The sequence below is a fragment of the Heyndrickxia ginsengihumi genome, from assembly GCF_011008565.1.
GTDB classification, from domain to species: Bacteria; Bacillota; Bacilli; order Bacillales; family Bacillaceae_C; genus Weizmannia; species Weizmannia ginsengihumi.
Genome location: NZ_JAAIWK010000026.1, coordinates 22,965 through 34,880, shown reverse-complemented (window position 1 = coordinate 34,880; position 11,916 = coordinate 22,965). Strand labels below are relative to the sequence as shown.

Genomic DNA, 11,916 nt, shown 5'->3' with positions numbered 1-11,916 from the left:
CCAGGGGCCTCGTTTCTGCAGGAATTTCGTCCTTCCGCTTCAATCTAAAATAATTAACTGAATAATAATAGGAGCTGCTAAAGTGAGCAACATGTATAATAAAATCTTTTAAAATAGATCAAAAAAAGACAGATCCCCTATGATTAAAGGGAATCTGTCCTTTCTAGCAATCACTTTTATGCTAAAACTTGCATTACATTTTTTACAGAATTAGCAGATTTGTCTAATGCTGCTTTTTCTTCATCAGTTAATTCAAGTTCAATTACTTTTTCTAATCCATTTCCGCCTAAAATAGTTGGGACGCCTAGATAAATACCATCGTAGCCGTACTCGCCTTCTAAATATGCAATAGCCGGCAGTACACGACGCTGATCTTTTAATATTGCTTCTACCATTTCTACAAGTGACGCTGCAGGAGCATAATAAGCACTGCCATTTCCAAGAAGATTAACAATCTCTCCTCCACCTTTACGTGTACGTTCTACAATTTCGTCAAGGCGTTTTTTCGGAATTAATGTTTCCAATGGAATGCCGCCAGCATAAGAATAGCGTACAAGTGGAACCATATCATCACCGTGTCCACCTAATACAAAACCTGTAACATCCTTCACAGAAAGGTTTAATTCTTGTGCGATAAATGTACGGAAACGGGCAGTATCTAAGACACCCGATTGCCCGATTACACGCTCTTTAGGAAATCCTGATTCTTTAAAGACAGTATATGTCATTGCATCAACAGGATTTGTTAACACAATAATAATCGCGTTTGGAGAATATTTAACGATTTCTTGTGTTACGCTCTTCATTACCTTTTGGTTCGTTTGTACGAGGTCGTCACGGCTCATACCTGGTTTTCGGGCAATACCTGCAGTTATAACAACAACATCTGAATCTTTCGTATCTTCATAGTTCGATGTACCTTTTATATTTGCATCAAATCCTTGTACCGGTGAGGCTTCTAACATATCTAACGCCTTACCTTTAGTTGGATTTTCCATTTTAGGAATGTCCACTAACACAACATCTGCAAGTTCTTTTTGAGCCAATAAAAAGGCTGTCGTTGCACCAGTAAATCCGCCACCAATAACAGAAACTTTTTTTCTATTCAAAGCCATGACAATTCCTCCTTATAAAATATAATAATATAAATTGGCTGGAGTAAATTCAGTCAATTGGAAACAATATTATTCAGCCATGTTTTTAATAAGCTCATCGCCAAAAGCTGAACATTTTACTTCTGTAGCGCCTTCCATTAAACGTGCAAAATCATAAGTAACAACTTTAGAAGCAATTGTTTTTTCCATAGATTTTGTAATTAAATCTGCTGCTTCATTCCAACCTAAATGTTCAAGCATTAATACTCCTGAAAGAATAACAGATGAAGGGTTCACTTTATCTAGCCCTGCATATTTAGGAGCTGTTCCATGTGTTGCTTCAAAAATAGCGTGACCAGATTCATAGTTAATGTTTGCACCTGGTGCAATTCCAATTCCACCAACTTGAGCAGCAAGTGCATCAGAGATATAGTCACCATTTAAATTCATTGTTGCAACTACATCAAACTCACGTGGACGAGTTAAAATTTGTTGTAGGAAGATGTCAGCAATAGAATCTTTAATAATGATTTTACCATTTGTTTCAGCATCTTTTTGTGCTTCATTTGCAGCGTCTACACCATTTGCTTCTTTAATACGGTCGTATTCAGCCCAAGTAAATACTTTATCACCAAATTCTCTTTCAGCTAATTCATAGCCCCAATTTTTGAAAGCTCCTTCAGTGAATTTCATAATATTTCCTTTATGTACTAGTGTAACAGATTTACGTCCTTCTTTTATAGCATAATTAATTGCAGCGCGTACTAGACGTTCAGTACCTTCTTTTGAAACTGGTTTAATACCAATGCCTGAAGTTTCAGGAAAACGAATTTTCTTAACACCCATTTCATTCTGTAAAAACTCGATCACTTTCTTTACTTCTGCTGAACCTTCTTGATATTCAATACCTGCGTAAATATCTTCAGTATTCTCACGGAAAATAACCATATCAGTATCTTCTGGACGTTTTACGGGAGAAGGCACACCATCAAAATAACGAACTGGGCGCAAGCATACAAATAAATCTAGTTCTTGACGTAAAGCAACGTTTAAAGAACGAATGCCGCCACCAACAGGTGTTGTTAAAGGTCCTTTAATTGCAATTAAATATTCACGAATAACATCTAATGTTTCTGCTGGTAACCATTCACCTGTCTTATTGAATGCTTTTTCTCCAGCGTAAACTTCTTTCCACTCAATTTTTCTTTCGCCATTATATGCTTTTTCAACTGCAGCATCTAGTACTCTTTGTGAAGCTGCCCAAATATCTGGTCCTGTTCCATCACCTTCGATAAAAGGAATAATTGGATGATTAGGTGTTTGTAAAACACCATTATTAACTGTGATTTTTTCGCCATTTGACATAATGCTTTCTCCTCCAATTCAATAAAATCTTTCAAATGCATTTGTGCTGGATTAACCTTGACGCATAGCACTATATGACAAGGTTAATCCAAAAGATAAGTTAGTTTCCTCTATAAAAAATCCCATTCCCCAATGAGTGTTTTTTATATGATCCTCAACAGTTAAATGCGAGGTTCAAAACAATTTCATTCTAGCGATCTTCAATTTTTACATAAGTTTGCATACCTGGTCCCACGTATTCAGCACGCGGACGGATGATACGGTTATTTGAATATTGTTCTAAAATATGGGCTAACCATCCTGATACACGGCTTACAGCAAAAATTGGTGTAAATAAGTCATGGTCAATGCCTAAACTATGATAAACAGATGCAGAGTAAAAATCTACATTGGCAGGTATGCCCTTTTCAGAAGTAACAATCTGTTCAATTTTCACAGACATATCATAGTAATATGGTTGCCCAGTTAGCTTTGTCAATTTTTCTGACATTTTCTTTAAATGTTTCGCGCGCGGATCGCCTTTACGATAAACGCGGTGACCAAAACCCATGATCTTCTCTTTATTTCGGAATTTTTCATGGAGATAATCTTCAATTCTATCAGCTGAACCAATTTCTGTCAGCATCTTCATTACTTGTTCATTTGCACCACCATGAAGAGGCCCCTTTAAAGCGCCAATTGCAGCTGTAATTCCAGAATAGATATCAGATAATGTTGCAACACAAACACGTGCTGTAAATGTTGATGCGTTTAATTCATGGTCTGCATGTAAAACAAGCGCTTTATTAAATGCCTCAACTTCAATGTCATCAGGTTCTTTTCCCTTTAACATATATAAGAAGTTTGCAGCCAAGCCTAAATCTTTCCTTGGAGATACTGGATCTAAACCTTTGCGAATGCGTGCAAATGCAGCAACAATAGTTGGAATTTTTGCTTGGAGGCGGATAGCTTTACGATAGTTCGCCTCTTTTTCCATTATATCAGCTTCATCATCGTACAGCCCAAGTTGTGATACAGCAGTTCGTAATGCAGCCATAGGATGAACATTTTGAAGCGAATACAATTTAAAAGCATCAATAACCCCTTGTGGCAACTCCATATTTTCGATTAATTGCTGCTTTAATTCATCAAGTTCCTGTTGATTTGGCAATTTTAGATGCCATAATAAGTAGATGACTTCTTCAAAACTAGCATGATCAGCTAAATCATCAATGTTATAGCCGACATATGTAAGCGTGTCATCAATAATGGAACTGATTGAAGTTTCTGAAGCTACAACCCCTTCAAGACCACGTGTTGCTGTCATAACGATCTCTCCTTTTCCCTAAGGTTTTTACACTTTCTTGTTAACCGAGCTTTCATTATTTACTGAAATGAAATTTAGAAACAAATAAATTGATATTAATATCTGTATTTTTTGAACTATGCAAGCGATCACATAACTTATTATAATATAATATTTATATTTGTCTATTGTTTGAACTTACTGTTTTCGCTTACATATTTATTATAAACAATAATCTGATACTTTTGTATATCATTTCGTCAAAAAATCTTAACATTTTTTTATAGTCTTATAGTTATTTATGATGTCTTCAAAACGAAAAAAAGAAAGAATGAAATAGCTTCAGACTGCCGAAAAATTTATTCTTTTTTTGTTTGTCGGAAATTTAGATAAACGGTTTCCACCCGCAAAAAGCGAGCCACTGGAGTGAAATCAACACTAAAAAAACTGTAAACAAACTTCCATTTTAAAGGAGTTTGTTTACAGTTTGACGAAAGAATAGCATAGATTCTTTTTCTTTTAACGATCACCGCTAGAATGAAATTAAATGTTAAAAATTATAAACTATGCGTTACCCATTCTACAATTTTCATTGCCATATATGCAATTCCGGCTCCAATCAACGGCCCTACAGCTACACCCCTGAATAATGCTACCGCTGCAATTGTTCCAATGACTAGAGCTGTCGTTATTTGTGGATCACTAGAAAGCAATGATATCCCGTTCTTTGCGATTAATGCAACAGCAATTCCCGAAGCAAGGGCGATCCATGCATATGGTGATTTCATAGAATCTAATAATTCCCTAAAACCGATTTGTCCGCTTGCAATCGGTGCTAACACAGCTATCGTAATAACTGTAACACCCCAGTTTATTCCTTTCGATTGAATAAACGAAAACGCCTTTCCATCTAAACCGCAAATTTTTAATAGCAGTAACACTACAATCGCAATAATTAATGACTGATTTTTTGCTACTAACCCAATCACCATTAACATAAGTAAAAATAAATAAGCTTGATTCATCATTCATACACCTTCTAACCTTTTGTCAAAAATATATTCAAATAAAAGTTTTGTTACTAGAAACGTAAATCGCAACTAAAGAGTATGAGCGTGCAAATATATGTCGAGAATGAAAATATGCTAATCAATTCTTATAATACAGAATTTCTCAATTTTTTATAATGATGTCAAATAAAGACAAAAAAATAGTTATGTTTTACCATATATTGATACGTCAGCTATAATAATAAAAGTGTTTTTTCATTTTATTAGCCTGGGTGGAGAGTAAATTTTTCTCTTTAGTTTAATGAATCCAACATGTACAATAAAAATAAAAAGGAGGTTTATCATTGAATTCTATATATATTCATCGAGCGATTAGAATCTTTAATGTTGTTGCAGTCACACTTATATCATTATTTGCAATTTACTTGATGATTAAATATGCATATCCTTTTTTAATCGCTGTTTTTATCGCATTGCTCATTAATCCGATTGTGAATTTTTTAGAAAAGAAAGCAAAGTTCCCACGAACTCTCGCTGTCATTACAACTATTATCTTACTCATCGCGTTTTTTGTAGGGCTTGTTACTTTATTAGTTGCTGAAATTGTAAATGGAGCGAATTATCTTGCAGATATTCTACCAAAACATGTGCAAACAGTCGTAACGTACTCTGAAAAACTCATTACATCTCAAGTTTTGCCGCTGTACGATAAACTAGCTGGGATGTTTAACAATTTAAATAACGGTCAACAAGATACAATTGTTCATAACATCCAAAATACTGGGCAGAAAATTGCCTCAAATGCTGGAGACTTTTTACAAGCATTATTTCGGAAATTACCAGCACTTGTCTCATGGATACCAAATGCAGCTACAGTCATTTTATTTGCCTTTTTAGCTACATTTTTTATCAGTAAAGACTGGCACAAGCTAGCAAGAAAAGTGACTCAATTACTTCCTGAAAAAGCAAGTAAAAGTAGTGCGAATGTCATTGGCGATTTGCGTAAAGCTTTGCTCGGATTTGTTCGTGCTGAACTAACACTTATTTCTATGACATTAGTACTTGTACTTATTGGGCTTCTCATTTTACGTGTTGACTATGCCATCACGATTGCTCTCGTTTGCGGGCTTGTAGACATTTTGCCGTACTTAGGGACAGGCGCTGTGTTTATTCCTTGGATTATATATGAGATCATCACAGGAAACTATCCTTTGGCAATTGGTTTGTCTGTCCTCTATATTATCGTTGTTGCGCAAAGACAAATCATGGAACCGAAAGTTTTATCTTCAAGTATTGGCCTTGATCCACTTGCAACTTTAATTTCTATCTTTGTAGGATTTAAGGTAGTTGGATTTTTAGGGCTTATTCTCGGTCCAATCGTCCTCGTTATTATTCAAACACTTATTCGAACTAATGTATTCCGAGATGTTTGGTATTACATAGTAGGAAAAGATACACTCAAATAAAACATAATAAAAAGAGGATCTCTCTTAGGTCAAATACATATCACAATATATTAGGTACTATACCATTCAGTATACCCAATATATGTTGATATCGTGTTTGGCCTTTTTTTAAGACATCCTCTTTTTTATTAATAGAATTTAAATTGTCGATGATAAAACCATTGTTTTATCATTTTTATGACAACTGGTTTCAATAACTTTCGTGTAAACGGAATGAGAAAAAGGAGACCGATGGTATCTGTTAGAAAGCCAGGTGTCATTAGACATATGCCACCAAATAGCAAACATATTCCATCTAATATTGTATTGCCAGGTATTTGTCCATATGACAGTTGTCTTTGTGCATTTCGGATCATTGTTAATCCTTGACGTTTTGTTAAATAAGCGCCAATGATTGCTGACAAGATCATGAACAAAATGGTTGGCAGAAACCCAAACACACGACCTGACCATATAAATAGAGCAATTTCAATTACTGGTACAATAATGAAAATAGGCATTATGTACCTCATCAAATCTCCTTCTCTCCGTAAATTTTTAATTATAGAACGCTAGCACGTCCATTGTACACTTTTCCATGAGCAGCATCGACTGTTACTTGTTGTCCATCAGCAAATAAAGTTGTTGCTTCTTTAAGGCCAACAATAACAGGAATACCAAGATTGATGCCAACAACAGCAGCATGGCTAGTAAGTCCGCCTTCTTCTACAATTAACGCACGGCATTTTTCGATTGCTGGAACCATGTCTTTGTCAGTACTTGTTGTCACTAAAATTGCATTTTCTGTTACTTTTGCATTTGCTTCTTCTGCATTCTTCGCAATTACAACATTACCATATGCAGTTTTGCGGCCAATTCCTTGACCTTTTGCTAGCTCATCACCAATTAAATGAACTTTCATTAAGTTAGTTGTACCTGTACCGCTAACTGGTACACCTGCTGTAATAACAACAAGATCTCCATGATCTACAATTCCTGAATTCAAGCTTTCATCTACAGCAATTTCAAGCATTTCATCTGTCGTTTGCGCTTTTTCGCCTAATTGTGGATAAACACCAGATAATAATGTTAGGCTACGTTTTACATTTTCATTAGAAGTAACCGCAATAATTGGTGCTTTTGGTCGATATTTTGAAATCATGCGTGCAGTATATCCGCTTTCCGTTGGTGCGATGATAGCTTTTACATCTAAGTTTAAAGCAGTGTGTGCAACTGATTGGCAAATGGCATCTGTCATATTATGCTCAGTATCATTACTGCGATTTGTTAAAATACTGCGATGATCTAAAGCTTGTTCAACATGAATGGCAATATTGTACATTGTTTGTACCGCTTCTGCTGGATATTTTCCTGCAGCTGTTTCACCTGAAAGCATGATTGCGTCTGTTCCGTCGAAAATTGCATTTGCAACGTCACTAGCTTCTGCGCGAGTTGGGCGTGGGTTGCGTTGCATTGAATCAAGCATTTGTGTAGCTGTAATAACTGGTTTACCTAATGTGTTACATTTTCTAATTAACTCTTTTTGTACTAAAGGTACAGCTTCAGTTGGAATTTCTACACCAAGGTCACCACGAGCAACCATTAGGCCGTCAGATACAGCTAAAATTTCATCAATATTATCTACGCCTTCTTGGTTTTCAATTTTAGGAATGATTTTAATGTGCAATGCATTGTTTTCTTCAAGCAATCTTCTAATTTCTAATACATCAGAAGGACGACGAACAAATGATGCAGCAATAAAGTCAACGCCTTGTTCAATACCAAATAAAATATCTTGTGCATCTTTTTCTGTAATACCTGGTAGGTTTACAGATACACCTGGAACATTGACACCTTTTTTATTTTTTAATACACCGCGGTTTAATACTTTTGTATGAATTTCTTCATTTGCTTTATCAATACTTGTTACTTCAAGTTCAATTAAACCGTCATCTAGTAAAATTTTAGACCCTGCTGTTACATCATCAATAAGACCTTCATACGTTACAGAAAATTTTTCTGTTGTACCAAGAACTTCTTTCATCGAAATAGTAACATTTGTACCTTCTATTAGTTCAATAGCCCCATCTTGCATATTATGCGTACGAATTTCCGGACCTTTTGTATCAAGTAGCAAAGCGACTGTTTTATTTTGATTAGCAGCAGCTTGACGAATGTTACGGATACGTGCGCCATGTTCTTCAAAGTCACCGTGTGAGAAGTTAAGACGGGCAACATCCATTCCATTCTTCATTAATGTTTCTAACATTTCTACAGATTCACTTGCTGGTCCAATTGTACATACAATTTTTGTCTTTTTCATCGTATTTCCTCCTATTTTGCTTATATAGACAATTCTTTGGATAGTTTATACATGCTGTTATCGATGTTATGTGGTTTTCCTAAAATCTCAAGAATATCATGATCGACAAGTTTGTTATTTTCAATTCCGACTGCTCTTCCGCCTTTACCCTCTAGCAATAATTCAACTGCTCTTGCTCCTAAGCGGCTTGCAAGAACGCGGTCAAATGCCGTTGGAGAACCACCACGTTGAATATGACCTAGTACAGAAACACGTGTATCATAATTTGATACTTTTCCTAATTTTTCAGCAAATGCTGTACCACTCATAACACCTTCAGCAACGATGATAATACTATGTTTTTTGCCACGCTCACTACCTTGGTTTAAACGTTGAACAATATCATTCATATCAAAATTTTCTTCTGGAATAATAATAGATTCTGCTCCACCTGCTAATCCTGACCAGAGAGCGATATCTCCTGCATTTCTTCCCATAACTTCAATAATAAACGTACGTTCATGTGAAGAAGCAGTATCGCGAATTTTATCAATTGCGTCTAATACTGTATTTAAAGCTGTATCGAAACCAATTGTAAAATCTGTACCTGGAATATCATTGTCGATTGTTCCTGGAACACCTATACAAGGATAACCATGTTCAGTTAATTTTTTTGCTCCTTGATAAGATCCGTCACCACCAATAACAACTAAAGCTTCAATACCATGTTTCTTTAATTGTTCAATTCCTTTTTGTTGTCCTTCTAAAGTCTTGAATTCAGGACATCTTGCAGACTGAAGAATCGTTCCTCCTCTTTGAATAATATCGCCAACTGAACCAGCTTCTAATTTTTCAATATGACCTTCAATTAAGCCGCTGTATCCTTGATGAACACCAAATACTTCTAAACCATGATAAATGCCTTTACGAGCAATTGCGCGTACAGCTGCGTTCATTCCTGGAGCATCGCCACCGCTTGTTAAAACACCAATACGTTTCATCTGTTTCACCTCAAGTTATGTAGTCTTAAATGGCAGACGATTTTTTAACGTAATTATTATCGCCAACTCTGCCTTTGAATATATCTAAAATACCACTTTAGATACAGGTTCTCAATCAATTGTGAAAAAGTAAGAATTTTTAAAATGTGATTCTTTGAACAATATGTGTCTAGACAAATTGAGGACGTTAACAAGTGTACAATATTCGCAATTGACTGAATGTTGTATCAGTCTTATGACCGAAGTACCTTTATTTTATCCCTATTTATGTAATTGAATGCACACATAATTAAACAGAAGTAAATATTTACAATTAGATAGGCAAGCGGTTATTAACATCCGCTTGCCTACCGTGAGAAAAGTTATGATTGCTGTGAATTCACGAATGAATCTAAAACTGAAAATTCTCCGATCTTTCGATACTTTTCATAACGTTGTTGAATAAGTTCATCTGAAGGTAAAGAAAGTAATGCTTTCAAAGATGCTTCTAAGAAAGGACTCATCAAATCAGCCTGTGCTTGGACATCTTTATGAGCCCCACCTTTTACTTCAGGAATAAGCTCATCAATAATACCCATTTTTTTAATTTCAGGTGCAGTCATTTTCATCGTTGAAACAGCGCGTTTTGCTTGACTAGCATCCTTCCATAGCAATGCTGCGGCAGATTCTGGGGAAATAACTGAAAACCATGAGTTCTCTAACACATGCACATGATCACCAACACCAATTCCTAGTGCCCCACCACTAGCACCTTCACCGATAATAAAACAAATAATTGGAACACTCATGCCCGCCATTTCAAACAAATTACGGGCGATCGCCTCCGCTATCCCGCGTTCTTCTGCTGCTTTACCAGGATAAGCACCTTTAGTATCAATAAAAGTGATAATTGGACGATGGAATTTTTCCGCTTGCTTCATCAGGCGTAATGCCTTTCGATAGCCTTCAGGATGCGGCATTCCAAAGTTCCGACGGATATTTTCCTTTGTATCTTTTCCTCGTTGCTGTCCAATGATGGTTACTGGCAATCCTTTAAACTTTGCAATCCCGGCTACGATCGCCTCATCATCACCATATAGACGATCACCGTGGAGTTCGATGAAATCCGTAAATAGATATTGGATATAATCTAATGAAGTTGGACGCTCTGGAAAACGGGCAATCTGAATGCGATCCCAAGGCTCCATATTTTCATAAATTTCCTTCTCAAGAACCGTTAAACGCGACTCAAGCTTTTCAATTTCATTAGATAAGTCTACATCAGATTGACTTGTAAAATCCCTAAGCTCTGCTATTTTTCTTTTCAGCTCAACTAATGGTTTTTCAAATTCAAGTTCATTTACCATTGTAATTCACCTACTTGCTGATGCATATCAAGAATTTTCGTGATCGTCTCTTTTAAATCGTGACGATGAACAACTTCATCCAATTGACCATGTTTTAATAAAAACTCAGCCGTTTGGAAATCTTCAGGTAGTTCCTCACGAATCGTTTGTTCAATAATACGGCGACCAGCAAAACCGATAAGTGCTCCAGGTTCTGCAAAATTAAAATCTCCAAGTGAGGCAAAGCTAGCAGATACTCCGCCTGTTGTTGGATGTGTCATGATAGAAATGGTCAAACCGCCATGATCACTAAATTTTTGTAATGCTGCACTTGTTTTCGCCATTTGCATTAATGAGTAAATTCCTTCTTGCATTCTTGCACCGCCAGAAGCTGTGAAAATAATAAACGGAACTTGCAGTTTATCAGCCTCTTCAATCGCCCGGGTGATTTTTTCGCCCACAACAGACCCCATGCTTCCCATTCTAAAATGAGCATCCATAACAGAAAGCACAATGTCAATATTATTGATTTTTCCTTTACCAGTCATAACTGCTTCATTCATGTTTGTCTTTTGACGATCTTTTTCTAGTTTTTCAAGATATCCAGGAAATTCTAATGGATTTTTTGAAACTAACAATTGATCGAACTCCTCAAAAGTCCCTTCATCAATAAAGCTTTCAACTCTTTCAAATGCTGTCATCTGATAGTGATATCCACAGTGTATGCATACTTTTTGATTTTTTTGTAATTCTTTCGTATACATAATTGTGCGGCAGTTTGGACATTTTGACATAATTCCTTCAGGAACATCTTGTTTTACTTTTTCTGAAGGGATAGTCGCATATTTTCTTTTTTTCGGCTTAGAAAAAAAATCTTTCAGCAAGTATTACCCCTCCTTTTTATGCAGGCAGCATCCAGAACATAGGAAAAGAGCTCCTCACTCATTTTTCCTTAAATAGCTGTTATAATGTTATTTAATATGAATTTTACTAACATGCATGCATTAGGCACATTAGCTTTAACTGCTAAAATAATAAAATAATTGCATTAAGTAATAATATATTTCTTTTTTGTCTCAAACTCCAACT

General features: G+C 35.8%; 10 protein-coding genes. 1 reads left to right on the top strand and 9 read right to left on the bottom strand.

What is annotated here, in order from left to right; genetic code table 11:
• Nucleotides 1-176: 176 nt before the first annotated feature.
• From mdh to G4D61_RS14330, 4 genes are all read right to left on the bottom strand, one after another.
• Nucleotides 177-1,115, bottom strand: coding sequence for a malate dehydrogenase (gene mdh, locus G4D61_RS14345; protein WP_025730575.1), 939 nt, complete (start codon nt 1,113-1,115; stop codon nt 177-179).
• 69 nt (nt 1,116-1,184) lie between these two features.
• Nucleotides 1,185-2,459 (bottom strand): NADP-dependent isocitrate dehydrogenase, encoded by a 1,275-nt coding sequence (icd, locus tag G4D61_RS14340; RefSeq protein ID WP_025730577.1) that lies wholly within the window; start codon nt 2,457-2,459, stop codon nt 1,185-1,187.
• 190 nt (nt 2,460-2,649) lie between these two features.
• A complete protein-coding gene (gene citZ / locus G4D61_RS14335) occupies nt 2,650-3,765 on the bottom strand; it encodes a citrate synthase (protein ID WP_025730579.1) in 1,116 nt (371 codons plus the stop codon).
• Nucleotides 3,766-4,301: 536 nt separating this feature from the next.
• The gene (locus G4D61_RS14330; protein WP_025730581.1) at nt 4,302-4,772 is read right to left on the bottom strand and encodes a DUF441 domain-containing protein; all 471 of its coding nucleotides are present in this window, start codon (nt 4,770-4,772) and stop codon (nt 4,302-4,304) included.
• A 326-nt stretch (nt 4,773-5,098) separates the two neighbouring features.
• Here G4D61_RS14330 and ytvI point away from each other — a divergent pair, with 326 nt between their 5' ends.
• Nucleotides 5,099-6,220: a sporulation integral membrane protein YtvI gene (ytvI, locus tag G4D61_RS14325; RefSeq protein WP_025730583.1), complete on the top strand. Its 1,122-nt coding sequence runs from the start codon at nt 5,099-5,101 to the stop codon at nt 6,218-6,220.
• 128 nt (nt 6,221-6,348) lie between these two features.
• On the opposite strand, the gene G4D61_RS14320 is transcribed toward ytvI, so the two are convergent.
• The 5 genes from G4D61_RS14320 to accD form a co-directional block, all read right to left on the bottom strand.
• A complete protein-coding gene (locus tag G4D61_RS14320) occupies nt 6,349-6,732 on the bottom strand; it encodes an FxsA family protein (protein ID WP_035355500.1) in 384 nt (127 codons plus the stop codon).
• 29 nt (nt 6,733-6,761) lie between these two features.
• On the bottom strand, nt 6,762-8,522 hold the full coding sequence (gene pyk / locus G4D61_RS14315) for a pyruvate kinase (RefSeq protein ID WP_025730587.1): 1,761 nt from the start codon (nt 8,520-8,522) through the stop codon (nt 6,762-6,764).
• Between the two features lie 20 nt (nt 8,523-8,542).
• Nucleotides 8,543-9,502 carry a 6-phosphofructokinase gene (pfkA, locus tag G4D61_RS14310; protein ID WP_025730589.1) on the bottom strand — a complete coding sequence of 320 codons (960 nt, stop codon included), beginning with the start codon at nt 9,500-9,502 and terminating at the stop codon, nt 8,543-8,545.
• A gap of 362 nt (nt 9,503-9,864) precedes the next feature.
• Nucleotides 9,865-10,848: an acetyl-CoA carboxylase carboxyl transferase subunit alpha gene (accA, locus tag G4D61_RS14305; RefSeq protein ID WP_025730591.1), complete on the bottom strand. Its 984-nt coding sequence runs from the start codon at nt 10,846-10,848 to the stop codon at nt 9,865-9,867.
• Nucleotides 10,842-11,711 carry an acetyl-CoA carboxylase, carboxyltransferase subunit beta gene (gene accD / locus G4D61_RS14300; protein WP_025730593.1) on the bottom strand — a complete coding sequence of 290 codons (870 nt, stop codon included), beginning with the start codon at nt 11,709-11,711 and terminating at the stop codon, nt 10,842-10,844. The genes accA and accD overlap by 7 nt, the downstream gene beginning before the upstream one ends.
• Nucleotides 11,712-11,916 lie beyond the last annotated feature (205 nt).

What these genes read in the sequence shown, in the direction of transcription:
- citZ (WP_025730579.1), bottom strand. Translation starts at nt 3,765, where the DNA reads ATGACAGCAACACGTGGTCTTGAAGGGGTTGTAGCTTCAGAAACTTCA.
- pfkA (WP_025730589.1), bottom strand. Translation starts at nt 9,502, where the DNA reads ATGAAACGTATTGGTGTTTTAACAAGCGGTGGCGATGCTCCAGGAATG.
- mdh (WP_025730575.1), bottom strand. Translation starts at nt 1,115, where the DNA reads ATGGCTTTGAATAGAAAAAAAGTTTCTGTTATTGGTGGCGGATTTACT.
- accA (WP_025730591.1), bottom strand. Translation starts at nt 10,848, where the DNA reads ATGGTAAATGAACTTGAATTTGAAAAACCATTAGTTGAGCTGAAAAGA.
- pyk (WP_025730587.1), bottom strand. Translation starts at nt 8,522, where the DNA reads ATGAAAAAGACAAAAATTGTATGTACAATTGGACCAGCAAGTGAATCT.
- G4D61_RS14330 (WP_025730581.1), bottom strand. Translation starts at nt 4,772, where the DNA reads ATGATGAATCAAGCTTATTTATTTTTACTTATGTTAATGGTGATTGGG.
- icd (WP_025730577.1), bottom strand. Translation starts at nt 2,459, where the DNA reads ATGTCAAATGGCGAAAAAATCACAGTTAATAATGGTGTTTTACAAACA.
- G4D61_RS14320 (WP_035355500.1), bottom strand. Translation starts at nt 6,732, where the DNA reads ATGAGGTACATAATGCCTATTTTCATTATTGTACCAGTAATTGAAATT.